Below are 25,046 nucleotides of genomic sequence, written 5' to 3'. Positions count from 1 at the left end.
ACTCGTTTTTAAAGGGACATAATAATCTACCTACTTTTTACAAGTAGATTTACAGCTTCTTGAATAAACTGTTCAGTACTCTCACCATTTTCAATCTGATTTCTAATACAAACTTCCAAGTTCTCACTAACGACTACACCAATAGCTCGATCTAATGCATTTCTTGCTGCCGACATTTGACCGACCAGGTCTTTACAATCTTTTTCTTCTTCCATCATTCTTAAAATCCCTTTTATTTGCCCTTCAATTCTTTTAATACGATTTTTAACTGGATCATTGTATTTCATGACTAGTCCTCCTCTATTTATGAATTTTTAATATTTTCTTGACCCACACTAAGATGCCATTTCACATGATTTTATAATTATTATATACCCTACATAGTATTAAATAAACTTTTTTTAGTAGAAGGCTTTTTTCGCAAAGTTTGTAGCTTTCGTAAAAATCCCAAAAGCCGGAATTTTACACAAAATACTAAGATACCACAACTTATATAGTAAGTAGTGCTCTTTTCTTACTCAATTTATTGAGGGATATCTTCATCTAAGGAATTGTTCCCATTATTTTACGTTAAAAAGCCACAAGTTTTTTTGTGCGACGAGTAACCGCAGGAGCAATGTTTACGAAAAGAGCGTACTTGAAAAATAAATCCTAAAGGATTACCCTTTAGGATTTATTCTTTCTTATTAACCTTTTCGAATCCAGAATTTTAATACATCGTTTTCTTCGCTATCAGCAACTAACTCATTGCCTGTTGATTTTGCCCATGCAGATAAATCATTTTTTGCACCCTTATCTGTTGCGTGAATTTCTAGTACTTGGCCGCTTTCAAGCTCATTCATTGCCTTTTTTGTTTTCACGATTGGCATTGGACATGCTAAACCTTTTGCATCTAAAACTTTATCTGATTTCATTATTTATCACTCCTGTTTTATATTATTAATATTTATTTTTTACCTTTATCTAACTGCACAACGGTTCGGACCAATTTCCATTTCTCTTTGCTTATCATTGTCTGGATTGATCTTACCCATATTTGTTTCACGAATTTCTTGATATGAATTCGGTTGAGGTGGTAAATTCTCTGTTACCATACTTCTAAACTTTGCTTCGTCCTCGATATTTAAACCATGATTTTCTTCTAATAATGTTCCAAGCTTTCTTGAGACACTGCCATCTTCATTTAACTCATCAATAATCATAAAATGAGCAGGAAGCACGATTAATTCATCTGATAACTTACGGTAACGATTATAGAGAGTTTCCCTTAAATCACCTACCCAATCTGCTGCAAGTCCTGCTAAGTCTGGTCTACCAATTGAGTCGATGAAAAGAATATCACCTGTTAATAGATACTTCTCATCAATAACAAACGATGTTGAACCAATTGTATGGCCAGGAGAGTATAATGGTTGAATGGTGATTGTTGTATTTCCAATTGTTACATCGTTGCCATCTTCTAAAGCGCTATATTCAAAAACAACTTCTTCCGCATCTTTTGGAGGTAACCAATAAGTTGCTCCAGTTAATTCTGCGATTTTTCTTCCTCCAGAGATATGGTCTGCATGAAGATGAGTATCGAATACGTGCTTAATTTCCGCACCAATTTTTTTAGCAAAATCAACATAAATATCTGTCATTCGAGTTGCATCAATGATCGCTGCTTCTTTATTTGAAACAACCATATATGATAAACAACCTTTCCCAATTCTTACAAATTGATAAAGCTCTCCACCATCTTTTAGGTCTCCCACTTTTACTGGCTCTAAGTGTTCACTCCATGTTTTCATCCCACCAGTAAGGTAGCCAGCAGCGATGCCTGCTTCATTAAGCATATCTGCGACCATGATCGAAGCTCCTTCTTTAGCACAGACAACTAGAATTTCTTCATTCTTCGGTAATTGATCTAAGATATCCTCTACACCCTCGATCAACTCGAAGTATGGTACATTTAAATGTTTGAAGTTTTCTCCTTCAATCTTCCAATCGCTATATGCATCTTCATTACGAACATCTAAAATAAATAAATTTTCCTTATCAAATACCTTTTTTGTAATTTCAGCTGCAGTTACTGGTCTTGAATTCATTAATGTTACCCCCTACGGTATATTGTTTTATAAAAAAATTTTTAGAGAATTTTCTCTGTAGGACCATTCCATTTGCATATTCCAGGTACAACGTTCCATACCTTTGTAAAGCCATTTTGAGCTAGTTTTTGAGCTGCGAAATCACTTCTACTTCCAGTTCGACAGATAACATAAATTTCATCTTCTTTAGTAAGTTCCGTTAAACGATTTTCCAGTTCTCCTAAAGGAATAGAAACAGCACCAGGGATATGATTAAACATAAACTCTGCTTCTTCACGAACATCTAGTAATGTTACGTTCGCAACACCAAGTTTCTTTTCGAGGTCTTCATTTTGAGCAATATGAGGATGACTTGTTTCTGGTTTTTCGTCTTCCCCGCTAGCTTTGCGTAAATAATGCTTCAATACTCCAGCTTCTTCAATCGTCCCTAAATATTGATTACCAGTTCGCTCAGACCATGCTTTTAAGTCTGCTGTTGAACCTTTGTCTGTAGCTTGAATTTCTAGTACCTGCCCTGGTTGAAGCTCACCAATTGCCTTTTTTGTTCGAACAATTGGCATTGGACATGCTAAACCTTTTGCATCTAATGTTTGGTCTGTTTTAATCATTCTTTTGCCTCCTATTTTTTACAATGTTTTTCATTGTTTCATTCTATTTAATTTATATTGAGTTCTGCCAGAACACTAAGGTTCTGGGACAAAACCCTTTTCTTTTTAGTTAAATAAATAAGTTTACATTACCTTCTGATGCATCTCCTAAATAAGCTGCAACACCTGCTAACTCAATTCCATCAATTAGCTCTTCTTTTTGTAAACCAAGTAAATCCATAGTCATCGTACAAGCCACTAATTTAACACCTTGTTCTTTCGCCATGTCAATTAACTCTGGCAATTGCATTGCATTGTGTTTTTTCATTACATTTTTAATTAGTTTTGGACCCATACCAGCAAAGTGCATGTTTGAAAGACCTAACTTTTCAGGACCACGAGGCATCATTTTAGCAAATGCTTTTTCTAATAATCCTTTTTTCACAGGAACATGCTCACTTTTACGGAATGCGTTTAACCCCCAGAATGTTGAAAAGATCGTAACTTCATGATCATACGCTGCTGCCCCATTCGCAATAATAAAAGCAGCTAAAGCCTTATCAAGATCTCCACTAAATAAAATGATTGTTGTTTTTTTCTTTTCCATTTCCTTCACCTCTTCTATTATTTTATACCTCTATGGGTATTATTAATTATAAAAAAATTTATATAACCAATTACTAATCGGTTTGTTTATTACCTTTACCACTATGGGTATAGTATAAAACATCTAAAAAGTAATGTCAACCATTAAACCCAAGTTAACATGCCACCTTTTACATTCGTAACATTTTGAAAGCCTTGCTTTTTTAACAACTTACTTGCTGTATTGCTACGCGTACCACTTTGGCAAATGACTACCACTTCATTTTTCTTTGACAATTTCCCTTGCTCTTTTGACAAGATTGCAAGTGGGATATTTTCAAATTGACGAATATGATTTGATCTGTATTCCATTGGAGTTCGCACATCAATAAATTGAATCTGTTTATCCTTTAACATTGGTTTTAGATCCGAAGTAGTTATCTGTTTCACACCTTTTGCTGGCAGTAACCTTTGCGACAAAAACCAAATTACAAATAGAACTATTGTACATTTATTAGGATAGTCATTTATAGGCCTCCACTTAGTTTTTTAGCTACAGCGTTTCATTTTATCCTGGCACTCGACAATACAAAAGCCTAAGATTTCGTAGCCCTTGCCCTTTAAAAACCTGATACTCAAATTTCTAACTACTGGTATCCGGTGCTACTATATGGAGTTTTTTACCCATTAGCTGTTTATGATATCTCTTTAAATAGGCAAATGGTAAAACGAATGCTTCCTTTATTGGGAATTTTGCAGCTATATGATAATCTCTTAAATCAACAATCAGTGTTTCCTCATCAATCTCAATCAAATCAGGGCTGATGCATTTCACTACAGTCGGAAAGAAATTTTTATATAAAAGAAAGCTACCCAACAATCCAACAAACCATAAAACATTCATTCAATCATCCACCTCCTTGGAACTTATTAGGGAGAAACTTCGGGAGTGTTTACCCACTCAAGTACTCCCGACTCAACATGAAACAATGCTCCTAAGATTTCAACATTTTGACCGTATTTTTCATATACAGGATGAGTTTTTAAGTTTTTCATCTGACTTATAAGATTTTCTTTGGCTAACTCGTCTAACGTTAGCTTACAGTTTTCATCTTTGAATGGCAGATTCTTTCTAATTTTGTTCAACCAACCTGAAAGCTCAAGGTCTTCTACACCCTTCCATGCGGCTTTTACTCCACCACAGTCGGTATGGCCTTTGATGACAATTTTTTTCACTTTTAAATGAACAAGGGCATAATATAAACTTGCTGTAAAACTCTCATCATTTAGATTAACTTGATTCCCTATATTACGATGGATAAACATTGCACCTAGAGGTAATTGTGTAACAACTGATGGACTAACTCTTGAATCGCTACAAGCAATCACAAAAAACTCAGGTGTTTGCCCTTCTTTTAATTTTTGAAAGTAGTCTGGGTCAGTCTCTTTTATTTTCCGAATAAACTCCTCATTGTTTTTGGTTAACTCAAACAATTCCATAGTTCTCTTCTCCCTACTTTTTTTCTATATCTTTTAATACATGATCAACTGAAGGGTATGTGATTTTCTCAGCAAACTTCTCTTGATAGCCGGCTTTTTTCATTAAATCCATAACAGGTCCTTTTACTCCTGCAATCAAGAATTCAACTCTTGCTTCATTATAAGTAAGAATTAATTCTTTCAACGAATGTAAGGCAACTGCATCAATCGAATTAACGCCAGAAAAATCTAAGACAACCCACTGTGTGTCCGGTTTATTGAGTATTCGTTCGCTTAACTTATTTTCAAAAAACGACATGTTGGCAAAATACAATGATGCGTCAAATCGAAAAATTAAGACATCGGAAAATACTTTTGCATTCGGATAACGTTCAATATTTCGGTAGACATTTTCTTTTGTTAGAAAACCAAGCTCCGCTACATGTGGATAGGCACTTCTCCCAATAAATATGATAAGTGAGAACCCCACTCCAACTAAAATACCAAGCTCAATTCCGATAACTAAAGTTGCGATAAAAGTAATTACCCAAGTCCAACCATCAACACTTCGTACTTTAAATAAGTGTTTAGCTTCTTTGAAGTCAATTAAACCATAAACAGCAACCATAATAATGGCGGCTAAAACCGCATTCGGTAGATAATAAAATAAGCTAGTGAAAAATAACAAAGTTAAGAAAATTAAGATTGCAGTTATCACAGAAGCCATTGGCGTTCTAGCACCTGACTGATAATTAACAGCTGAACGTGAGAAACCACCTGTAACTGGATAAGCTGAGAAAAACGATCCACCAATATTTGCAAGTCCTAATCCAATTAACTCCTTATTCGCAACCACTTTGTACTTTTCTTTTGCAGCAATTGCTTTCGCCATCGCTATCGATTCCATAAAACCAATGAGTGAGATGGTAATGGCCATTGGTAATAATGCAATAAAGGCATTAAACTCAAATGATGGCAATGATAAACCTGGAAGTCCACTTGGTACCACTCCAACAATTTTCACACCGTAATTTTCAAGATTAAATCCATAGACAACTAAAATACTGATAACAACCACCAAAAGTGGGCCTGGTATTTTTGGAATTAACTTCTTAACATAAACAAGCACTAAAATACTAACAATCCCAATTAAAAGAGTAATCGGATTAATTTCGGATGCTCTCATAAATGCTTCATAGAGTAGCTTAAAAACATCCTTGCCTGCTTCAAGTTTTACTCCTAACAAGTGCTTCAATTGACTTAATCCAATAATAATAGCAGCTGCAGAGGTAAAAGCACTGATTACAGCATGGGATAGAAAATTGACTAAAAAACCAAGACGCAAGACTCCTAGGAGTAATTGAAAAATACCAATCATCAACATAAGTAGTAGTACTAGAGCGATATATTCTTCAGAACCAGGCTCTGCTAGCGTTGATACCCCAGTTAGTACTAATAATGATACAATTGCCACAGGTCCCACTGCCAAATGCTTTGAAGTACCAAATAATGCATAAATAAGTAATGGTATCGTTGATGCATATAATCCTATAACTGGAGGCAAACCAGCTAACAGTGCATAGGCCATCCCTTGTGGAATTAACATAATCGCAACAATTAAGCCTGCGGAAAGGTCACCACTTAGGTCAGTCCTTTTATAATTCGGAATCCATTCGAGCGCTGGTATAAATTTTTTAAACATATAATAAGCCTCCTTCAACCTCTTTTTATACCCCTGTAGGTATATATTAATACAAAAAGTTTACACTGTCAACATGTTGTTATCTTTTTATGTAATTAGGAAAAAGAGGGCTATTGCCCCCTAGTGTTTTCGAATATAAAAAGTAAAGACTCCACTTTCTTCTTTATCTCCTATTAATTCATGGCCAGTTGAAGTAGCCCAAGCAGATAAATCATTTTTTGCTCCTTTATCAGTCGCATGCACTTCTAATATTTCGCCAGAACCTAATTCATCCATTGCTTTTTTGGTTTTAACGATTGGCATTGGGCAAGCAAGACCTTTCGCATCCAATACTTTATTAGCTTGAATATCCATAATAAACTCCCCCTATTCTCGAACAGCACAGCGATTTGGACCAATTTCCATTTCCCTTTGTGCTTCTTCATCCGGATTTATTTTCCCCATATTAGTTTGTCTTATTTCTTGATACGCATTCGGTTGAGGTGGTAGGTTTTCTGTAACTGTTCGTCTAAATTTATCAGCATCGCCTATATTTAAACCATGATTTTCTTGATAAAGAACACCCAGCTTTTCAGAAATACTACCATCCTTGTTCATTTCTTTAATCCCCATAAAATGTGCAGGTAATACCGTCAACTCTGCAGCCACTGTTTTATAACGTTGGTAAAGAGTTTCCCGTAAGTCATTTACCCAATCTTCCGCTTTACCAGCTAAGTCGGGACGACCAATGGAATCAATAAATAAAATATCCCCTGTTAATAAAAATTTATCGTCTACGATTAGAGAGGTACTTCCAATTGTATGACCTGGTGAATATAAAGCCTTCACTGTTATAGAACCAACACTAATTTCCGCTTGATCCTCAAGCTTTTCATATGAGAATGTTACTTCACCAGCATCTTTCTCAGGTAAATAATACGTTCCTCCACACTTCTCAGTTAACCTTTTACCACCTGAAATATGGTCTGCATGAAGATGAGTATCAATACAAGCTTCAAGCTTAAGGTTATGCGCAGTTAAAAAGGCTTCATATTGCTCAATCATGCGGTTTGTATCAACAATAATTGCTTTACCTTCTGACTCAATAAGATATGATAAACACCCCTTACCAATTCTCACAAATTGATGGATAGCACCATTACTCAAGTTACCTACTTTGATTGGCTCTAAATATTCACTCCAGCCTTTCATTCCACCTTCCATATAAAACACATTTGAATAACCAGCTTCTGCAATTTCCCCTGCTACAAACTCCGATGATCCTGTTTTCGCACATACAACATAAATAGGTTCATTTTTTGGGAGTTTATCTACAATCGCTTCGAGCCCATCCATTAATTCAAAATAAGGTTTATTGATGATCTCAACATTTTCTCCTTCAATTTTCCAATTATCAAAATCAGTCTCATTTCTAACATCTAATATAAATAGGCGTTCACCATTAATAACCTTTTTTGTTAATTCCTGAACTGAGATGCCTTTAACAGTTGTTCCCGCTGTCATAGTTTGCATAGCCCCATTTCATTTAGAATGTAAGTGTGATGTTAGCTCCATTTGCAAAGTCTAAAAATGTAACAGCACCACCAACGTCAATTCCGTCAATAAAATCTTCTTTTTGTAAATTCATCACATCCATTGTCATCTGACAAGCAATGATTTTTACACCCATTTCAATTGCCACATCAACTAGTTCAGGGATACTCGGCACATTTGCACTTTTGAAGCCCTCAGCAAAATGTTCTTTGCCTTCTGGCATTTGAAGTTGTCCATAGGCTTGTTTATGAATTAAGTTTAATCCTTCAAAAGTAAAAAAAATCGCTACTTCTGTATCTGTAGCTGCTGCTGCCGTTGCAATATTAAATACTTTATAAGCATCAAACAAACCACCGTTACTTGCAATAATAGCTAATTTGGTTGTCGCCATATAAATTCCTCCTATTAATTTTTAGTAACTGAACCTGTCCATTTACTCATCCCGTCACTTACATTTTTTACATTTTTAAAACCCTTTTCAGTTAATTGTTGAGCAGCTAAATCACTTCTGCGGTCAGTACGACAAATCACGTGGATTTCCTCATTCTGATCTAATTCCTCGAACCGCTTCTCTAACTCCCCTAAGGGAATCGATTTTGCACCTTGGATATGACCAAAAGCATATTCGGCAGGTTCCCTAACATCCAATACCGTAACTTTTTCATCTCCTTCAATCTTCTGAAGGAGGTCCTCGATACTAATGGTATGGGGATGCTTTGTTTCTTCTTTTATTTCACTTGGATCTGCTTTTTGCAAATAATGTTTTAGGATTTCCCCATCTTCAACGGTTCCCAAGTAATGGTGGCCTGTATTTTTCGCCCAAGCTGCAATATCTGCTGTTGAACCTTTGTCAGTGGCTTGAATTTCCAACACTTGACCTGGATCAAGGGTTTCAATTTCCTTTTTGTTTTAACAATCGGCATTGGACAAGCTAGTCCTTTTGCATCTAGTGTTTTATTACTAGTAATCATGATTTTCCCCCCTTAAGCTCGATTAACTTTTATTCCAATCCACCATGCCACCAACCATATTCTTTACTTTGTATCCCTTCTGATGTAGCCACTCACTAGCTAACTCACTACGATTCCCAGATCGACACACAATAATATGTTCTTTATCTTTATCAAGCTCATCAAACCTTCTTAAGACTTCTCCTAAAGGGATGTGCTTTGCATTTTCAATTTTCCCAGCCATAACCTCTTGTAATTCCCTTACATCAACAAGGCTTGGATCTTTTCCTTGTTTTATCATTTCCTTTACTTCTTTTGGTGTAATTTCAGGAATTTTCGTTTCAGTATAAGGCATAATCATCTCACCTCCGTTCTTTCTTACTATCTCCTACGGGGTATGATAAAATTTGTCGAAGTAATAGCTAGTTATTGAACCATTTTCCTTTTTAGGGAATTAAAAAACGCCGATATGCTCGGCGATAAAAGTTCTTACATACTTTTGTTAATACAATCAATTAAACGCTTCTCGATATCCTTAGCCATCTCTAGCAAGTCTTTGTCATCTTCAGTTACTGAATTAATTAGAAAGCTTGGTTTTGGCATTCCTAGCATCGTTTTTCCTTTATCCGCAAAGACTACGATTTTGCATGGTAAAAAGTAGCCTATCATTTTATTTTGGCTTAACACTCGCTCCGCTTCCACGGGGTTACAAACTTCTAAAACCTGATACTCATCCTCAAAATTCAAACCCTTTTCCAATAATTTTGCTTTTACATCAAATTTCCATAGGATGCCAAACTGCTCTTCAGCTAAATTTTTCTCCAAGCTTTTAATTGTCTCGTTAATTGAATTTGTTGTTTCGACCGTATAATGAAACATCTCATTTCCTCCTATGGTAACAAAACTTTTAGATATATAAGCAGTGTTCCCTTATTTTCATAAAGAAAAAACCACCATAAAATGGTAGTTTTTTCGCAAGTTGGTGGGACCTATTGTCATAGTTAGTTTAGGCATACTGCCTTATTTAAAGAATAAATGTTGAATGATGAAATAAACTCCTACCAGGAGCCATACCCATGTACCTGGTCAAACAGACGGTATTTTTGTTTGCTTAACCTTGGTAGTGGAAGTTGGAGCAGCTCAACCACTAACGGGATTACATTTTTTCTCTTCTGCCATCAACGTTCGACTCCTTTCGTTTCAAAGCTTACATTACCTTTTTTTTCTTTTTAGCTTTTTCCTCCTCTAGCTCTTTATACCAGATCGTATGGCGTTCTTTTACATATTCCTTATCAACGTATCCTGTAAACATACCAGGTAACATTTTTCGATTTGCCTTGACCACAAAGGCTCCTAAGTGCATAACAATTCCAAGGATTACTAAGACTGTCGCTAAGTTATGAAGTTGAGCACCCCATAGCAAAAATTCATTAGATGCTTGAACTCCTTGAATATTTTTAATAACTTTGAATAAACCAGTGACAATCACTAGACCGATTGCAAAAGCGAAAAATGCATATGCTAATCGTTGTTCAGGTAGATACTTCTCACTAGGCGGCTCGTGTTTACGCATGACCATCGCTTTAATAATTTCATACGATGCCTTAACATCACCTTTTTTAGGTATGATGTGAAATTCTTTTCGAATTAAATGATAAACAAGATGATAAAAAATGATGAAAATTAATAAAGCAGCAAAGAAGTAGTGAACATAAAGCGTTATATCATATCTTGTTAACCAGCCTGTTCCAAATGGTTGGACGAGCAAATAGCGTCCATAAAGTGGCATCTGACCTAACCCTGTGATAATTAGCATAATGATTGAAATTGCTGAACCCCAGTGAACAAAACGGTTTGATAAAGGTTGCCTAAGAATTTTCTCTTTCTTATTCTTCATGCTTATCACCACTTTCATTCTTTTTACCTTTTAATGTTTTATAAGCTGCAATACCTGCAGTTGCAGCACCTGCAATTGGTGCGATCAACGTTGCAAGCATTAAACCTTGAGTCGTATCAAGCATATTGCCTACTTTTGGCTCCATATTTGGTCGACCATCTGGGCGCTTATCTTGGCTCTTGGCTTTTGCTTCTGCTTTACTCTTAACAATTGCATCATTAATTTTATCAAATGGAACTTTTGAAACATAGAACGTTAACGTTCCACCATTTTCATCGTCACCATAGACATAACCACCAATTTCAGCAGCTTTTTCCTGAGCTAGTTTTCTCATTTGGTCAACAGGGCCAAACTCTACTGCTCCAGTTGGACACGAAGTTTGACATGCTGGGCTTTCTCCTTTTGCAAGTAAATCGCTACACATATCACACTTATACATAACCCCACCACCAGCTAAATCTGGTGCAATGTGCATATAAACACCTACACCGGCTTGACGCTGTGGGATGTCCCAAGGACATACATCACGACATTTTGCTCCACCCATACAGAAAAATTCATCAATTTTTACTGCACCCTGTTCAGTCTTATCAATAACTCCAAAAGGACAGAGTTTTTGACAAGGGGCATCAATACAGTGCATACAACGGCGTGGGATAGAAACCATCTCGGTAATGCCATCATGAGAAACCTCTACTTGTTCAATAAACGTCCAGTTGTAAGGTGTTAAGCGATCCGTACGATCCTGTTCTTTTGAATAATCTTCATGTCGTTTTTGTGGCCAATAGTTCTTTAAAGGACCTTCTGGTTGAGGAAAACGATGTTCATTTTTCGTCTTACATGCAGTTACACAAAGTGGCGTATCATAGTTTACACATCCATCACACTTTGTTAAATCAATAATTGAACCAATATATCCTGTAGCTTCTGTTTCTGTTGCAGCAGCAAAAACAGAATTACTTGTCGTCGCAACGACACCAGCTGTTATTGTAGCTTGAGCCGACCTTTTCAAAAAGGTACGGCGATTGATGTTATTTGTTTCTGTCATCAATAACTCCCCCTTAACAATTATACCCTAACAGGTATATCGTAATATATTGTAATCATACTACGAGGGGTATCAAGACGCAAGAGATTTTTTTGACTAAAATGTGTCAGGAAGATATTACCACTATTTTGTTTTTAAAGTCAGGTTAAACGTATGCATTTCTGTGAGAAGGGAGAGATTATGAAAGAAGAATGAAAAATACAAGGTTTATTGTATTGATTGTTTAACAATTTCAAATTCATTTTGTAGAGTCAACGATGAGATGAGCGACAAAAGTATAAATAAAAGGGATGGAGAGTTGCTCTCCATCCCTTTTTTAACTTGAATTACAAATCACTTAATAAAAATTGTCCTATATCTTATGTGATAAGGTATTCAAAGACCTTCAAAATAACAACTTCTAAAGATGCCCCATTCTATTAAAATGGTTACTTAGCTCTTAGAACAATTTTCTTTTGTTTAAACTCTTCATCATCAATCTCTCCACGAGCATAGCGTTCTTCTAGAATTTGTACACTTGTCTTCTCTCCTGAACTTAACTTTTTATCGTTTGATCTAGAGAAACTTTGAAACAAATATACAATTAAAAATACGAACCCCAGCATCATAGCGATTTGAAAAAACATGCCAAGTATTCCTAAACCTCCAAAGCCGTACCCTCCGGCCATCATCATTTATCACCTCTTTGTTAATCAGAATAAATTCATCTTTGTTTTCCTATTTTTATGATACTTCTAAGATATGAAGAAGAAATGAAGAAGTTATGTGGAATTCAAGGTGCACTATTTAGACTACTAATTGCTTTTAGGTCGTAACCAAGCGAATGCTTGGTTACGACCTAAAAGCAACAAAGTTTACGAAAAGAACCTTAAAAACAACGTAAAGATTGGATGAAAATTAGGTTCCAATCTTTTTCTGTTAACTCTCTTATTAATCAACTACGAACACGAAACAAAAATAGCTTACAATAACAATGACATTGTATAAAGCTATTAAATATCCATTATTTATTTTTGCATTCCTCCAGAAATTTCGTGTTATTATACCCTAGTTTTTTTATTTTTAAAGGCTAGTAGTACTATATATAATCCGATAACAACTAGGATTACTTTTCCTTGCCATGTCCATTGCGTAACTTGATAAACCGAATAAGCTTCAATTAATAAGGCTGGGACCTTTCCTAACGTACTTGCAATTGCAAAAATAATAAATGAAACTTTTCCTATTGAACTGATAAATGTAACTAATCCAGAAGGTACAAAAGGTAATAGTCTTAAAGATAATATTAAGTAAAAGGCTTCTCTTCCTTGTTTCCAAAGTAACATTTTTGCTTTGGGATACTTCTCCACTGTTAAAGTTGATAACTTTCTAAAGCCTTTTCTATAGAGGACAAAGGCGACAATTGCCCCAACGGCTTCTCCTAAAAATGAGATTAGCGTACCCAGCCAAAACCCAAAAAAGAGAATGTTTGCACCGGTAACAAAAAAGCTCGGGATAACACCAAAAACTGCGACTATTATATTAGCTAAAATACTTATTAATAAGGCATAATTCGAATATTCTTCAAAAAATCGGACTAAATTTTCTTCCATAAATTAAACTCCTAACTCGAAAATACATTTGGTTTAAGGTACATACTTTTTACTAAAGTACCATCATAATTTTTTGATAGATGCTTTCCTATACTATAAATTTCAACCATATAGCGAATTATAAAATAAAAATGTGATTATTTTATGAAGATATAAATAGGGTAACCAATTGCTCAACGAGGATTAATCCTTTGAAATAACTTCTTTATCTACTAAAAAAGGCTAAAAACTTCCTTATTTATAGATGTCAAATATACTGCAACGCCCATCTCTCATACGATTTCCTTTATGACCCAATTCTTTAGAAAAAGGTTGTTGACAAACGTTTGCATACCCCTTATAGTATATGTATACCCAATAGGGTATATGAATTAAATAAAGGAGGGGGATTACCAATTGAAAACTATCTATAATTTGCCTCAAAAATATTTACTTATTAGTGTGCCATTAACTCTTATTTTAGGATTTATTGTTGGAACACTTGTTGATACTTCCTTTCTAAGAGGAACAATATTAATTGCTACAATTATTATGATCTACGCAACATTGGTTGGCTTTAAGTTAAAGGAATTGACAACATTAAAAGGTGGTAAGATTTTAGGCTATTCGGTGGCGATTAACTTTGTAATCATTCCAGTCATTGCCTATTTATTAGGAAAAGCTTTCTTAACTGAATACCCTATGATGTTTGCAGGTTTAGCATTAGCAGCCCTATTACCAACAAGTGGGATGACAATTTCCTGGACTGCGCTTCAAAAAGGGAATGTACCAGCATCAGTAAAACTAACGGTTTTTGGTCTTATCATCGGGTCTTTGGTAACGCCATGGTATTTATTAGCAATGGTTGGTCAATACGTCAACATTGATATCTTACTTACCATGCGTACGATAGCCTTGGTTGTTTTTTTACCAATGTTCTTAGGTCACTTTACTTTTAAGTACCTACTAAAGAAATATACACTCGAGCAATTCCAGAAAAACATTAAACCTAAATTTGCTCCATTGAGTATCTGGGCAATGTTATACGTTGTTTTCGTGAGTATTAGTTCACAGGCAAATATGATTGTCTCTAACCTACAGTTAATTGCTATTGCTATCATTGTTTTGCTTGTATTTTATGGCTTAAATTATGTCATAAGTACATTCTTTGCTATTAAATTTTTAAACCGTGCTGACGGGATAGCGTTGGTTAACGGTACAGTTCTTCGAAACCTTTCAATAGCAATTGGTTTGGGCGCAACTGCCTTTGGAGCAGAAGCAGCATTAATTGTGACAATTGCCTTTATCGTACAACAGCAAAGTATTGCTTATTACGGTAAACTTGCTAGCAAAAAGTGGTTTAAACAAACAGAAATCCAAAATTAAAAAAAATTAAGAAAGTGAGTGATAGATATGGCTAACAAAATGACATTATTAGTGAATGCGAAAACTGAGGGAATTACGGTGACAAATAAAGCTGGCAAACATGAGTTTATTATTGATGAAGGAAAACAAATGGGTGGTCAAGACTTAGGTCCTAACCCGTTACAATCAGTTTTAGGAGCACTTGCTGCTTGTGAAAATGTTACAGCGCGGGTTGTAGCTCGTGAAATGAATTTCGATCTTCAGGATTTATCATTTAAAATAAAAGGACAATTTGACCCAAGAGGATTTATGGGTGACCCTTCTGTGCGTCCTTATTTTGAAACAATCACTGTAGAAGCTACTGTTACAACAGGTGAAACTGAAGAACGAATTAAAGAGCTTCAAGAAAAAGTTGAATCACGATGCCCTGTTTATACAATGCTTAAAGCTGCTAACGTGCAATTAGAGGATCAATGGAATAAGGCATAAGCGCCCTGAAGCTAGCCTAAACGAAGGAAGCTGACACAATAAGTGTCAGCTTCTATCTTTATTTTACAAATTTAGATCTTTTTCCTCACTAAAAATATTACAAATTATTTTAAAATTTTAAAAGGAACACTAGAATGGTTGTAGAATTAGTAACAATGATCTTTTCTTTATGAAAGTAGGTGAGGGAAATTGAATTCCATTTCAGCAGATAATAATTTATTAGTATTTATCGAAAAAAACGAGGCTAATTTTCTAGAGGAATGGTGGCAAAACATTTGTCTACATCAATATGACCTCCATAAAGATAAGGTAAAAGAAAACGGAACTCAAATGTATCAATTAATAAAGAAAACATTAATCAATACAATTACTGACGAGGAACTAAAGCTGCTCGCTTACAAAGTTGCCAAAGAACGGGTTGAAGCAAAGGTAAATATAGGTGATTTTGTTCAAAATGTGAATTTCGGAAGAACAATTATGATCAAACACTTATTTTCGGCTGAAACTTCTTTGGAGGATTTACAAGTGGCAATTGAGAATCTCAATAAAAGCTTTGATAAATTTTGCTACTATGCTGTACAGAGGTATACCGTCTTAAAGGAATTAGAAATTGAAGAAAAAAATATACTTCTCAATGAAACTCATAAAGTTAAATTAACCTTACTTGGACAGATGTCGTCTAGCTTTGTTCATGAATTTAGAAATCCGCTTACTGCAGTTATCGGTTTTATAAAATTATTAAAAACAGATTACCCAACTTTAAAATACTTAGATATCATTGACCATGAACTTGATCAGCTTAAATTTCGGATTACCCAATTTCTTCACACCTCTAAAAATGAGGGAGCACAAGAACAGCGAAAGGAAATCGTTACTGTTCATTTGTTGTTAGAAGATATTATCAAGTTTCTTTACCCAAGCATTGTCGATATCGATGTCAATGTACTAACTTACTTCGGTCCAGAAGCACAAACTCTTGCAAATAAAAATGAATTGAAGCAAGTGTTCTTAAACATATTAATGAATTCCATAGATGCCATAAATAAAAAGGAAAAACCTAGAGAGATCTCTGTCCGTACGGATATTAACGGTGAAAATATTGTCATTGAAATCTCCAATAATGGTCCAATTATTCCTGACGAAACAAGAGAAATCATTTTTGAACCTTTTTACACAACAAAAGAATTAGGTACTGGGATAGGCTTATTTGTCTGTAAAAAAATCATTGAAAAACATAATGGAACGATCAGCTGTCAATCTAATGATGATATAACTACTTTTAGTATTCACCTACCAATAGCTTCTGAAGAGAAGAAAGATATGTTTATTAAAAATTAAAAACCTTACCTGCAAATCGATGCAAATAAGGTTTTTCCTTTAGCACGGTTTGATGTTTTTAGACGTTCTTACGAGTAGCTACTTGTAAGATTGTATACAAAAAAGCTCAATATCCACCGATCTGCTAGACAGATTACTGTACCGTATAGCCCCCGTCTATGACAACTGACTGACCTGTAATTGATTTTCCCTTTGTGCTAGCTAAAAAAATGGCATAATCAGCTACTTCTTTTGGTTGCAATAATTGTTTTTGTGGTACTAATGGATAAATAACTTCCTCTAACACTTTTTCTACGGGGACATTTCTTGTTTTTGCTAGATCAGACAATTGATTTCTCACTAACGGTGTATCAACGTAACCAGGACATAGCGCATTGACTGTTATTCCATAGTCAGCACCTTCTAAGGAAGCTACTTTTGTGAGACCAATTACTCCGTGTTTTGCGCTATTATATCCAGCTTTCCCTGCAAAGCCAACAAGTCCATTTATAGAGGCTATATTGATAATTCTACCAAATTGTTGCTTTTTCATAATCGGAAATACTTCTTTTATTGCGATAAATGCTCCTGTAACCATCACTTTCAATAACAGTTCAAATTTAGATGTCGGGAATTCCTCAATTGGAGAAACATATTGTAGACCTGCGTTATTGATTAGAATATCTAGTCTCCCAAATACATTTATCGTTTGTTCTATTGATGCCTTTATAGCCTCTTCTGAACAAACATCGCATTGTACCCCGACCACTTCATAGCCTCTTGCTTTTAAGAGATTTGTTTTTTCTACAACTAATGATTTATTTAAATCAGTAAGTACTACTTTTGCTCCAATTTCTGCAAATGATTCTGCCAATTCAAATCCAATACCACTTGCAGCTCCAGTAATATAGACAACCTTATCTTTTAAATCCATCTCCTACCTCCTAACCAATCTTGTTTCATTTGATCATAATTGATTAGGGTAGCAAATGAGTTACAATTGTTCCCTCTATAGATTTATTTCGATGATTTTTGTTGGTAATTCTTCATAGAAATAGGCAAGATACTTCTCATGAATTAATTCTCCGACTAATGAATTTTTTACTTCCTCAAAAGGGAGGACATAAAGATCTTCTAGCTTAACAATGTGATAGCCGTACTCTGTTGGCACTGGATCACTAATCGTATGTAATTCCAGCTCAACCAGCGCTTTCCGAAACTCTGGTACCAATCCTGCGACTGCAATATTTTCATACCGTCCATTCGTTTCAATACTGCCACCATCATCAGAGAACAGACTAACTAGATCTCCCATATCTTCTCCAGCTAAAAGTCTTTGCTGCACCTTATTTGCGATTTGTAACGCTTCCGCTACTGTACGTACTTCCTGTCCTTCAATTGACTTGTCTTCATTGATACCAATCAGAATATGCGTAAAGGTTGCGGTTGTGAGTTCATCGATAACTGAGTGATAAAACTCTACTATCTCAGTTTCAGTGATTTGTTGTTCAAAATAGGTTTCTATGTTCAATAATGAAATTAATGCTGCTTTTATCTCCTCTTCACTTATTTGAAGGATTTCATAGGCATCTTGTAATGTCTCATCTTCATACGACAGTGAAATTTGGTTCCATATTAGTTCCACTTGTTCATTTGCCCATTCTAATTCTGTTGCCAAACTTCCTGTTAGCCTCTCTACAATCAAATCATAGATCATATCCAAACGATATTCTTCGTCATTTATTGGCGCATATGGGTTTAAAAAGGCTTGTAGCGCTAAATATTTGGCGAATTCCTCTCCAGTTACTTCTCCTCCTTCATAGCTTGCAACTATTTTTTCGGAAGAAAGATTCTCTAAATCAATTGCTTCAAACTTATATACCCTCAAATCTTCTGGCGCGCTAGCATCTTCAGTCTCACTGCAAGCAGCTATAAGTAACATAGAAACCATAATAAGTACTGCATATTTTACATTTTTCACAATTAAGTACCTCTTTCTACTTCTGTATGCTAACACACATCCTTAGCTAAATAGCTTTCCTATTCCATAATAAAAGTGGTTGGCAACTCTGAGAACATGAAAGTCGCCAACCATTCAATTATTTACAAACCTTTATTAAAATGTCTCATACCTCTTTTCCCTGGGATTTTCTCTTTAAATTCTTCGACAGTCATTCCAGCTTGCTCAGCCATTTCTGCGTGCTTTTGTTCTCTCAACTCTTCTCTTTCAAGTCGTTTTTCTATTTGCTGTTGTTTAAGCTCATCAACGGTCATTTCTAATTTCTCAGCTAAGTCTGCTAGCCTTTGTTCATGCTTCGCTTCGTTTTCTGCTAAGAATTGTTCTCTTAAATCCTCTAAATTGACACCCTTTTCTTCAGCCAGATCTTGTAAACACTCACCATTTCCATTCATGCGCATCCCTTTTCGTTTAAAACCATTACGGAAAGAGTATCCGTTTTCACCATATTCAGCTTTAAATTCTTCAATCGAAATCCCTTTTTCTTCTGCCATTTCCGCTAGTTTTTCCTCAGACTTAAAGACAATTTGTTGTTTAAACTGAAAGTTGTACCTCGGTGTTTCTTCTTCAGGTGCTACATCACTGGCGAAAACTGTAGTGAAAGTTGTAGCTCCTAGCAAGATTCCTAAACCTAAGATTGCCCACTTCTTATTCATACTGATCTTCCTCCCAGAACATTTTTACAGAGTAAGATTTCTTTCCTATCTGCAATCTCAGTATAAGTTGGCTATATGAATTTAAGATGAAGTGAAAATGAATTTTCAAAGAAAAAAGAGGCAGTACCCAAAGTGTCTTCCACACGGCTCCTAATACTAGCGGTGTCTGACACTTTTTTGGGGCAGCCTCTTTCTTTTAGGCTATGTTGTTTTAAAGTTGATAGTGAACAAGACCCCATCTGTTACATTCTCAATCGAATAATTAATATTATGGAGGTCAAATATTTTTTTAACTATATAAAGTCCTAAGCCGCTTCCACCTGTCTTCCGGTTTCGGGATTTCTCAATTCGATAGAAAGGCTCAAATATCTTTCCGAGCTCATCTTCTTCAATAAAAGCACATGCATTCATAATCGTTAGGTGCGGTCCTTCAACATCCGTAAATAAGCTCAATTTTATTTGCTTTCCATTGTCTGTATACTTGAGTGCATTACTAAAAACGTTTGCTACTGCCCTGGTAATTAACTTAGCATCCCCAAAAGTGAACACATCTGGTTCAATGGACAGTTGAACATCTAGTTGTTTTTGCTCAGAAAAGAACTGAAAGCCATCGAACGTTTGATTAACTAGCCTAGACAAATTAATTTTTTGAATTTGCGGACTAAAGTATGAGCTTTCAAGTTGGGATACATCAAGAATTTCCTGAACTAACTTCTCCATATCTTTTAAAATCGTATACGATTGCTTTAAATATTTTTCACGATCTTTAAAGCTTCCAATTCCATGAATCATTCCTTCAATCTGCCCAGAAACGGCAGTTAACGGTGTTTTTAATTCGTGTGAGATTGTTGCAATAAACTCGCTCCGTTTTTGTTCTTGGTCCCGTTCTTTTTGAATATCGTCCTTCAATTGAGCATTGGCTTCAGTTAGCTCATCCATACTATTTTGCAAATTGATGGCAAGTTTATTGAGACTCCTCGATAATTCCCCTAACTCATCATTGGTATGAATAGTAGATTTAGTTGAAAAATCTAAGTCAGCCATTTTTTTCGCGGTTTTATTTAGCGTAAGCAACGGTTTTGATAGTAAATTCGAATAAACATATCCACCTATAACTGAAATAACGCCGATGATAATTAGCATATAAGGGAAAAACATCAGGATTACGTCCGAGGCCTCATCAATTGGTTGCAAGGGAGCTGATACGGTTAAAACATATTCGTTTGGATCTTGCCGAAACTTGATAGGTTCAACAATCGTAATCAGGTTTGGATTGTTCCAATTATCTTCTAAAAGCCTTCTATTTACACTATTTCTCCCTGGCAGTCCGTTTCTTCCTTTACTATCATGAAAGAAACGGTCCATTGGAAAATAAATGACATAACCAAATTCATTTTGTACGATTAAACGAACATTATAGCTCTCAACAAAATCATTAAAATGGAATTCTACCTCTTCTATTCGACTAACTGCTATTCTTTCAATTAAATTAGCAACACCGTCATTTAAATTCGATTTTTTATAGCTGTAGTAATAGGTAGGCAGCAGAAAATATAATGTTAAATAAATGATTAAAGCTGAGACCACTAATAAAGCACTAGTTATCGTAAAAATTTTAAGCGTGATCCCTTTTTTCATGCCTCTCCCTTTCTAAGGAATATCCTAATCCTTTAATTGTTTTAATATAAGGTAACCCAATTTTCTTGCGGATGTTTTTTATATGGGCGTCTACAATTCGATTGTCCCCAAAGAAATCATAGCCCCAGACCTTCTCTAAAATGACGTCCCTCGTTAAAACAATCCCGATATTTTCTAAGAACATCTGCAGGATTTCAAATTCTTTTACGGTTAATTCAATTAGTTGATTATCAACATATGCTTTATAGCTGCCTAGCTCGAGCTTTAGTCGTTTGAATGCTAAAAGGTTTTGGTGAACAGAATTACTATTTACCCTTCTTAAGACTGCCTCAACTCTCCTTACAAGAACATTGAAAGAAAATGGCTTTGAAAGAAAATCATCAGCTTCTAGTTCAAAAGCTTTTAACTGATCCTTTTCTTCGTTTAGTGCAGTTAAGATAATGACAGGTACAGACGATTTTTGTCTAATCATCTTACACAACGAGAACCCATCCAAATTAGGGAGCATAATATCTAGCAAAACTAAGTCATAGTTTTTTTCAGCATGATTTATTAGTTTCCATGCTTTTATCCCATCATCAACTACGTCTACCTGATAATTTTGTGCTTGCAAAAATTCTTTAATTAACTCTTGAATATATACATCATCTTCAACAACAAGGATTCTATAAGACATTCAATCTCCTACCTTAAACCTTATTTTCTCCTAGACAAGTGTACACTACGAATATGAATTTAATATGAATTCTTGAATTAAGAGTAAGGCTCTTTCCTTTTTGAACATTAATAAATGAGCCTTAAGACAAAAACATTTGTCCCAAGACTCATTTATCTAAAGCCAAGCATCTGCTCGTTCACTACCAATATAAAATTAATTTTAGAGATTTTAACTAATTGTAAGTTCTCGATTAGGCTGAACAAGCTGCAGTAATTCTTGGTCCGCACCTTTAAAGAAGATTACTTTTGCTCCATCGATTGCTAGATTATAGGTTTCTGATAAAAAGACGATCCCTTTGTTTTTATAATACGCTATCGCTTCTTCAATATCATCTACCGTAAAAGCGAGGTGATTAACAATACCAATCTCTGAATATTGAGTTTCTGGGGTTATATCCCTGATAAGTTCGATCTCAAAGTTAGGTTGATCTTTATGACTAATAAACGCCATTTCTCTACGCTCATTTTTCCCTCTAGTTCTTAGGACAAAATTAAACATTGTTGAGTAGTATTCAATTGCTTTATCAAGATCTGTAACAATAATTGCGACATGTTCTACCTTTTTTATCATCTTTAAGGCTCATCCTTTCATGGAAAAAAACTATTCAAACAATGTAAACCATGATTGTTCTAATATTTACGAAAAAAAACTTACTACCACATTTCTATGAATAGTAAGGGAAATCCTTTTTTCAGTTAGTCTATTTTTCTCAAAGCGGCATCTTTTCTAACAAAAGGCATTCATCAGCTTTGCACCTTTAAACCATTTACTAAAAACTGTATCGTCTGCTCCATCTCCTGTTCATACTCCCAATTCTTTTCTGGTAAGAGTAAAAACATTGATAGAAGTGTACCAACAATTGTGTTAATAATTAATCTTATGATCGTGTCCGCTGGAAGCGAAACAATTTCAGTTTTTGTTTGAAAGTAGATTATTTTTTCATGGAATTTTGGGTAGATTTGATCATGAAACAGCTCAATAAATGGCTCTTTTAATTCATCATGAAATGAAATTTCCTGAATTAGAATTTTTACAACAATACGATGGTTTTTCACAAATTCATAGCGGTTATATGCTAGTTTGCGGATAAATTGTTCAAAGTTATTGTACGAAATATCAAATACTTCTTTAACAAACTCCTTTGCAAACATCGGACCTAGTAATTTCGTCATGAACGGGGTCACGATTGATATGAGCAAGTCCTTTTTTGTTTTGTAATGGCGAAAGATCGTTCCTTCAGCAACGCCCGCTTTTTGTGCAATTTCACTCGTGGAGGTTGCAGCAAAGCCTTTTTCTGAAAATGTATCAATCGCTGCTTCTAATATCTTTAATTGCTTTTCACTATATTTACGATTAGTTGAATCTAAGAGTAATAATTCCCGTAACGAGTCACTTTGTGGCATCATCTCATGCTCCTTTAAGGCTAAACAGTACGCTTATTATAAACTTTTACATGGGAAGAGACAATTTCCCCCTATATCTTGCGATGTTTTTTTAATGCAAAGTTATTGAATACCATAAACCCAACTGAAAATAAAATTAACACAAGAAGGTTACTAGTGATTTCTGTTAATCCTTTACCACGGATCATCACATCTCGCATAGCTTCGCCTCCATATGAGAGTGGCATTATCTTACTTAGGTGTGTAAGCCATGGTGACATCGTCTCTAAATTCAATAATCCTGAAAAGAAAAATTGCGGAACAATGACAATTGGAATAAATTGAATCATTTGTAGTTCATTTCGAGCGAATGCAGAAAGTAGGGTACCAAGTGTCAGTGCAGTAATCGACAGTGTCAAAGTGATTAGCATTACCGCCCAAATTGATCCTTCCATCATCATTCCTAATACTTTAATTGAAAAGAAAACAATAATGGCTGTTTGGATCGTTGTAAAAATTCCAAATCCACACACATAGCCAATGACAATCTCCCATCTTCTTAGAGGAGTCGACAGCAATTTTTCTAATGTTCCACTTGTTCGTTCGCGCAAGAATGAAACACCGGCGATGATGAAGACAAAGAAAAAAACGAAAAACCCAATTAAGAATGGCCCAATATTGTCAAACGTACTCATCTCTTTTGATCCATAGTAATAGATAACTTCAGGCTGAACCTTTTCATTTGTAGAAGGTTGAAGGTTTTGAAAAGCACTTTGAACCGTATGAAGAACAACTTGGCTGCTGGTCGGATCACTACCTTCCAAAACGACTTTTAGCGGTGTTTCCTCGCCTTTTATATAACCGTGAATTTCCTCATTTAATAGATCTTTTAAAGCATCCTCTTCATAATCGTAGGAAATTACGGTTTCAAATTGCTCAAGTAATGCTGTATTTCCATTTACTACCCCAATGATTGGTTCAATTTTATCTCCGGAAAACACAAGCGACACTAGCCAGAGAATAAAAATAGGTGCAACAACAATCATCCCAAGGGTACGTTTATCTCGAATAAATTGACGGATAATCCGAATGACAATTGCCTTAATTCTCATCCACGTGCACCTCCATAATGCAAAAATACTTCCTCTAACGATTCTGACCTAGTCTCATTTTTAAGTTCTTCACTAGAGCCCATTGCTAGTAATCTCCCGTTGCGAAGCATCCCCAATCGATCACATTTTTCCGCTTCATCCATAACATGAGTAGTTACGATGATCGTAGTCCCAGCGTTACTTAACAATTTCAACTCATTCCAAATAGACTGCCGAAGAACCGGGTCAATCCCAACAGTTGGTTCATCTAGAATTAAAACTTCAGGTCGGTGCAAGAGGGAGATGGCCAAAGATAATCTTCGCTTCATTCCTCCTGAATAGTTGCTAATTGGCTTTTTAAGTCAGCGTCTAAATTCACTAGCTCTATTACTTCCTGTATTCTTTCTTTTTTAAGCGGCCCTTTTAAGCGATAAATTGTTGCGAAAAACTCTAAATTCTCCAAGGCTGTTAGCTCATTATATAAAGCATCTGATTGAGTCATATAGCCGATCTTGTTTAGAGTGCCTAGATGCGGCATTCTTACGTCGTTTATTTGAATGGTTCCGCTACTAGGAATTTCAATTCCCGCAATCATCTTCACAAGCGTCGTCTTCCCAGCACCTGAAGGTCCTAATAACCCAAAGATTTCCCCTTTATAATATTGAAACTAATAGATTGTACGACTGTTTGTGATGCAAAGCTTTTTGTTACATCGCTAACTGAAATGTGCAATGGCTTCATTTCTTTCCCTCCAGCCTATTAAATGAGTGATTACTCACTTTTATTATAAGACGTTACTCCAGTTAACACCACTCATTCCTAATAAAAACGAAAAATATTTCTAAGCTTATCCCTTGCATCTATTGGGACAATTGTAAATTTGTAGATACCACTCCGTTAATAGTAATAATATTCGCATTTTTTTAATTGTTCA

General features: G+C 35.3%; 29 protein-coding genes and 2 pseudogenes. 3 read left to right on the top strand and 28 right to left on the bottom strand.

The window, feature by feature from the left end; all coding sequences use genetic code 11:
- Positions 1–26: 26 nt before the first annotated feature.
- The 19 genes and pseudogenes from H1D32_RS17765 to H1D32_RS17675 all read right to left on the bottom strand — a co-directional run bounded on the left by H1D32_RS17765 (position 27) and on the right by H1D32_RS17675 (position 13,460).
- A complete protein-coding gene (locus H1D32_RS17765; RefSeq protein WP_261179602.1) occupies positions 27–287 on the bottom strand; it encodes a metal-sensitive transcriptional regulator in 261 nt (86 codons plus the stop codon).
- 399 nt (positions 288–686) lie between these two features.
- Positions 687–914 (bottom strand): sulfurtransferase TusA family protein, encoded by a 228-nt coding sequence (locus H1D32_RS17760; protein ID WP_261179601.1) that lies wholly within the window; start codon positions 912–914, stop codon positions 687–689.
- Positions 915–959: 45 nt separating this feature from the next.
- A complete protein-coding gene (locus tag H1D32_RS17755) occupies positions 960–2,087 on the bottom strand; it encodes an MBL fold metallo-hydrolase (RefSeq protein ID WP_261179600.1) in 1,128 nt (375 codons plus the stop codon).
- Between the two features lie 41 nt (positions 2,088–2,128).
- Positions 2,129–2,695, bottom strand: coding sequence for a sulfurtransferase TusA family protein (locus H1D32_RS17750; RefSeq protein ID WP_261179599.1), 567 nt, complete (start codon positions 2,693–2,695; stop codon positions 2,129–2,131).
- A 109-nt stretch (positions 2,696–2,804) separates the two neighbouring features.
- Positions 2,805–3,281, bottom strand: a complete 477-nt coding sequence (locus tag H1D32_RS17745; protein ID WP_261179598.1) for a DsrE/DsrF/DrsH-like family protein — start codon at positions 3,279–3,281, stop codon at positions 2,805–2,807.
- Between the two features lie 143 nt (positions 3,282–3,424).
- On the bottom strand, positions 3,425–3,790 hold the full coding sequence (locus H1D32_RS17740) for a rhodanese-like domain-containing protein (RefSeq protein ID WP_261179996.1): 366 nt from the start codon (positions 3,788–3,790) through the stop codon (positions 3,425–3,427).
- Between the two features lie 112 nt (positions 3,791–3,902).
- Complete coding sequence (locus H1D32_RS17735; protein WP_261179597.1) at positions 3,903–4,163, bottom strand: hypothetical protein; 261 nt, start codon at positions 4,161–4,163, stop codon at positions 3,903–3,905.
- 26 nt (positions 4,164–4,189) lie between these two features.
- Positions 4,190–4,759 (bottom strand): carbonic anhydrase, encoded by a 570-nt coding sequence (locus H1D32_RS17730; RefSeq protein ID WP_261179596.1) that lies wholly within the window; start codon positions 4,757–4,759, stop codon positions 4,190–4,192.
- A 13-nt stretch (positions 4,760–4,772) separates the two neighbouring features.
- Complete coding sequence (locus tag H1D32_RS17725) at positions 4,773–6,440, bottom strand: SulP family inorganic anion transporter (RefSeq protein WP_261179595.1); 1,668 nt, start codon at positions 6,438–6,440, stop codon at positions 4,773–4,775.
- 120 nt (positions 6,441–6,560) lie between these two features.
- Positions 6,561–6,794: a sulfurtransferase TusA family protein gene (locus tag H1D32_RS17720; protein WP_396126235.1), complete on the bottom strand. Its 234-nt coding sequence runs from the start codon at positions 6,792–6,794 to the stop codon at positions 6,561–6,563.
- Between the two features lie 12 nt (positions 6,795–6,806).
- Positions 6,807–7,943, bottom strand: a complete 1,137-nt coding sequence (locus H1D32_RS17715) for an MBL fold metallo-hydrolase (RefSeq protein WP_261179994.1) — start codon at positions 7,941–7,943, stop codon at positions 6,807–6,809.
- Between the two features lie 22 nt (positions 7,944–7,965).
- A complete protein-coding gene (locus H1D32_RS17710; RefSeq protein WP_261179594.1) occupies positions 7,966–8,364 on the bottom strand; it encodes a DsrE/DsrF/DrsH-like family protein in 399 nt (132 codons plus the stop codon).
- Between the two features lie 14 nt (positions 8,365–8,378).
- Positions 8,379–8,947, bottom strand: a pseudogene (locus H1D32_RS17705) (sulfurtransferase TusA family protein).
- Between the two features lie 19 nt (positions 8,948–8,966).
- Positions 8,967–9,278, bottom strand: coding sequence for a rhodanese-like domain-containing protein (locus tag H1D32_RS17700; protein ID WP_261179593.1), 312 nt, complete (start codon positions 9,276–9,278; stop codon positions 8,967–8,969).
- Between the two features lie 134 nt (positions 9,279–9,412).
- Positions 9,413–9,802, bottom strand: coding sequence for a DUF302 domain-containing protein (locus H1D32_RS17695; protein WP_261179592.1), 390 nt, complete (start codon positions 9,800–9,802; stop codon positions 9,413–9,415).
- 328 nt (positions 9,803–10,130) lie between these two features.
- Complete coding sequence (locus tag H1D32_RS17690; protein ID WP_261179591.1) at positions 10,131–10,820, bottom strand: formate dehydrogenase subunit gamma; 690 nt, start codon at positions 10,818–10,820, stop codon at positions 10,131–10,133.
- Entirely contained in the window at positions 10,810–11,868 is a 1,059-nt protein-coding gene (locus H1D32_RS17685; RefSeq protein WP_261179590.1) for a 4Fe-4S dicluster domain-containing protein, read from the bottom strand. The genes H1D32_RS17690 and H1D32_RS17685 overlap by 11 nt, the downstream gene beginning before the upstream one ends.
- A 428-nt stretch (positions 11,869–12,296) precedes the next feature.
- Entirely contained in the window at positions 12,297–12,542 is a 246-nt protein-coding gene (locus H1D32_RS17680; RefSeq protein ID WP_261179589.1) for an SHOCT domain-containing protein, read from the bottom strand.
- Between the two features lie 366 nt (positions 12,543–12,908).
- Positions 12,909–13,460: a TVP38/TMEM64 family protein gene (locus H1D32_RS17675; RefSeq protein WP_261179588.1), complete on the bottom strand. Its 552-nt coding sequence runs from the start codon at positions 13,458–13,460 to the stop codon at positions 12,909–12,911.
- A 396-nt stretch (positions 13,461–13,856) separates the two neighbouring features.
- On the opposite strand from H1D32_RS17675, the gene H1D32_RS17670 reads away from it, so the two are divergent.
- The 3 genes from H1D32_RS17670 to H1D32_RS17660 all read left to right on the top strand — a co-directional run bounded on the left by H1D32_RS17670 (position 13,857) and on the right by H1D32_RS17660 (position 16,631).
- Positions 13,857–14,825 carry an arsenic resistance protein gene (locus tag H1D32_RS17670; RefSeq protein ID WP_261179587.1) on the top strand — a complete coding sequence of 323 codons (969 nt, stop codon included), beginning with the start codon at positions 13,857–13,859 and terminating at the stop codon, positions 14,823–14,825.
- Positions 14,826–14,852: 27 nt separating this feature from the next.
- Entirely contained in the window at positions 14,853–15,293 is a 441-nt protein-coding gene (locus H1D32_RS17665) for an OsmC family protein (RefSeq protein ID WP_261179586.1), read from the top strand.
- 189 nt (positions 15,294–15,482) lie between these two features.
- Complete coding sequence (locus H1D32_RS17660; protein ID WP_261179585.1) at positions 15,483–16,631, top strand: histidine kinase N-terminal domain-containing protein; 1,149 nt, start codon at positions 15,483–15,485, stop codon at positions 16,629–16,631.
- Positions 16,632–16,764: 133 nt separating this feature from the next.
- On the opposite strand, the gene H1D32_RS17655 is transcribed toward H1D32_RS17660, so the two are convergent.
- The 9 genes and pseudogenes from H1D32_RS17655 to H1D32_RS17615 form a co-directional block, all read right to left on the bottom strand.
- Positions 16,765–17,544 carry a 3-hydroxybutyrate dehydrogenase gene (locus H1D32_RS17655; RefSeq protein ID WP_261179584.1) on the bottom strand — a complete coding sequence of 260 codons (780 nt, stop codon included), beginning with the start codon at positions 17,542–17,544 and terminating at the stop codon, positions 16,765–16,767.
- Between the two features lie 75 nt (positions 17,545–17,619).
- Positions 17,620–18,591 (bottom strand): foldase protein PrsA, encoded by a 972-nt coding sequence (locus H1D32_RS17650; protein WP_261179583.1) that lies wholly within the window; start codon positions 18,589–18,591, stop codon positions 17,620–17,622.
- 122 nt (positions 18,592–18,713) lie between these two features.
- Positions 18,714–19,283: a hypothetical protein gene (locus H1D32_RS17645; RefSeq protein WP_261179582.1), complete on the bottom strand. Its 570-nt coding sequence runs from the start codon at positions 19,281–19,283 to the stop codon at positions 18,714–18,716.
- Between the two features lie 201 nt (positions 19,284–19,484).
- Positions 19,485–20,921 carry a sensor histidine kinase gene (locus H1D32_RS17640; RefSeq protein ID WP_261179581.1) on the bottom strand — a complete coding sequence of 479 codons (1,437 nt, stop codon included), beginning with the start codon at positions 20,919–20,921 and terminating at the stop codon, positions 19,485–19,487.
- A complete protein-coding gene (locus H1D32_RS17635) occupies positions 20,899–21,597 on the bottom strand; it encodes a response regulator transcription factor (RefSeq protein ID WP_261179580.1) in 699 nt (232 codons plus the stop codon). Before H1D32_RS17635 ends, H1D32_RS17640 begins: the two co-directional genes overlap by 23 nt.
- Before the next feature lie 210 nt (positions 21,598–21,807).
- Positions 21,808–22,209, bottom strand: a complete 402-nt coding sequence (locus H1D32_RS17630) for a VOC family protein (protein WP_261179579.1) — start codon at positions 22,207–22,209, stop codon at positions 21,808–21,810.
- Positions 22,210–22,382: 173 nt separating this feature from the next.
- On the bottom strand, positions 22,383–23,042 hold the full coding sequence (locus tag H1D32_RS17625) for a TetR/AcrR family transcriptional regulator (protein ID WP_261179993.1): 660 nt from the start codon (positions 23,040–23,042) through the stop codon (positions 22,383–22,385).
- A 71-nt stretch (positions 23,043–23,113) separates the two neighbouring features.
- On the bottom strand, positions 23,114–24,133 hold the full coding sequence (locus tag H1D32_RS17620; RefSeq protein ID WP_261179578.1) for an ABC transporter permease: 1,020 nt from the start codon (positions 24,131–24,133) through the stop codon (positions 23,114–23,116).
- A pseudogene (locus H1D32_RS17615) lies at positions 24,130–24,853 on the bottom strand (ABC transporter ATP-binding protein). Before H1D32_RS17615 ends, H1D32_RS17620 begins: the two are co-directional and overlap by 4 nt.
- Positions 24,854–25,046 lie beyond the last annotated feature (193 nt).

It is taken from the genome of Anaerobacillus sp. CMMVII (assembly GCF_025377685.1).
In the GTDB taxonomy this organism is placed as follows: domain Bacteria; phylum Bacillota; class Bacilli; order Bacillales; family Anaerobacillaceae; genus Anaerobacillus.
The sequence above is the reverse complement of the archived record's forward strand: the minus strand, read 5'-3'. Positions and strand labels throughout refer to the sequence as shown.

Bases quoted from the DNA above. Each gene is read 5' to 3' on its own strand.
- H1D32_RS17710 (WP_261179594.1), bottom strand. From the start codon at position 8,364: ATGGCGACAACCAAATTAGCTATTATTGCAAGTAACGGTGGTTTGTTT.
- H1D32_RS17690 (WP_261179591.1), bottom strand. From the start codon at position 10,820: ATGAAGAATAAGAAAGAGAAAATTCTTAGGCAACCTTTATCAAACCGT.
- H1D32_RS17685 (WP_261179590.1), bottom strand. From the start codon at position 11,868: ATGACAGAAACAAATAACATCAATCGCCGTACCTTTTTGAAAAGGTCG.
- H1D32_RS17640 (WP_261179581.1), bottom strand. From the start codon at position 20,921: ATGAAAAAAGGGATCACGCTTAAAATTTTTACGATAACTAGTGCTTTA.
- H1D32_RS17765 (WP_261179602.1), bottom strand. From the start codon at position 287: ATGAAATACAATGATCCAGTTAAAAATCGTATTAAAAGAATTGAAGGG.
- H1D32_RS17760 (WP_261179601.1), bottom strand. From the start codon at position 914: ATGAAATCAGATAAAGTTTTAGATGCAAAAGGTTTAGCATGTCCAATG.
- H1D32_RS17725 (WP_261179595.1), bottom strand. From the start codon at position 6,440: ATGTTTAAAAAATTTATACCAGCGCTCGAATGGATTCCGAATTATAAA.
- H1D32_RS17645 (WP_261179582.1), bottom strand. From the start codon at position 19,283: ATGAATAAGAAGTGGGCAATCTTAGGTTTAGGAATCTTGCTAGGAGCT.
- H1D32_RS17625 (WP_261179993.1), bottom strand. From the start codon at position 23,042: ATGCCACAAAGTGACTCGTTACGGGAATTATTACTCTTAGATTCAACT.
- H1D32_RS17730 (WP_261179596.1), bottom strand. From the start codon at position 4,759: ATGGAATTGTTTGAGTTAACCAAAAACAATGAGGAGTTTATTCGGAAA.
- H1D32_RS17680 (WP_261179589.1), bottom strand. From the start codon at position 12,542: ATGATGATGGCCGGAGGGTACGGCTTTGGAGGTTTAGGAATACTTGGC.
- H1D32_RS17655 (WP_261179584.1), bottom strand. From the start codon at position 17,544: ATGGATTTAAAAGATAAGGTTGTCTATATTACTGGAGCTGCAAGTGGT.
- H1D32_RS17675 (WP_261179588.1), bottom strand. From the start codon at position 13,460: ATGGAAGAAAATTTAGTCCGATTTTTTGAAGAATATTCGAATTATGCC.
- H1D32_RS17750 (WP_261179599.1), bottom strand. From the start codon at position 2,695: ATGATTAAAACAGACCAAACATTAGATGCAAAAGGTTTAGCATGTCCA.
- H1D32_RS17620 (WP_261179578.1), bottom strand. From the start codon at position 24,133: ATGAGAATTAAGGCAATTGTCATTCGGATTATCCGTCAATTTATTCGA.
- H1D32_RS17720 (WP_396126235.1), bottom strand. From the start codon at position 6,794: ATGGATATTCAAGCTAATAAAGTATTGGATGCGAAAGGTCTTGCTTGC.
- H1D32_RS17630 (WP_261179579.1), bottom strand. From the start codon at position 22,209: ATGATAAAAAAGGTAGAACATGTCGCAATTATTGTTACAGATCTTGAT.
- H1D32_RS17695 (WP_261179592.1), bottom strand. From the start codon at position 9,802: ATGTTTCATTATACGGTCGAAACAACAAATTCAATTAACGAGACAATT.
- H1D32_RS17755 (WP_261179600.1), bottom strand. From the start codon at position 2,087: ATGAATTCAAGACCAGTAACTGCAGCTGAAATTACAAAAAAGGTATTT.
- H1D32_RS17665 (WP_261179586.1), top strand. From the start codon at position 14,853: ATGGCTAACAAAATGACATTATTAGTGAATGCGAAAACTGAGGGAATT.
- H1D32_RS17735 (WP_261179597.1), bottom strand. From the start codon at position 4,163: ATGAATGTTTTATGGTTTGTTGGATTGTTGGGTAGCTTTCTTTTATAT.
- H1D32_RS17715 (WP_261179994.1), bottom strand. From the start codon at position 7,943: ATGACAGCGGGAACAACTGTTAAAGGCATCTCAGTTCAGGAATTAACA.
- H1D32_RS17700 (WP_261179593.1), bottom strand. From the start codon at position 9,278: ATGCCTTATACTGAAACGAAAATTCCTGAAATTACACCAAAAGAAGTA.
- H1D32_RS17745 (WP_261179598.1), bottom strand. From the start codon at position 3,281: ATGGAAAAGAAAAAAACAACAATCATTTTATTTAGTGGAGATCTTGAT.
- H1D32_RS17635 (WP_261179580.1), bottom strand. From the start codon at position 21,597: ATGTCTTATAGAATCCTTGTTGTTGAAGATGATGTATATATTCAAGAG.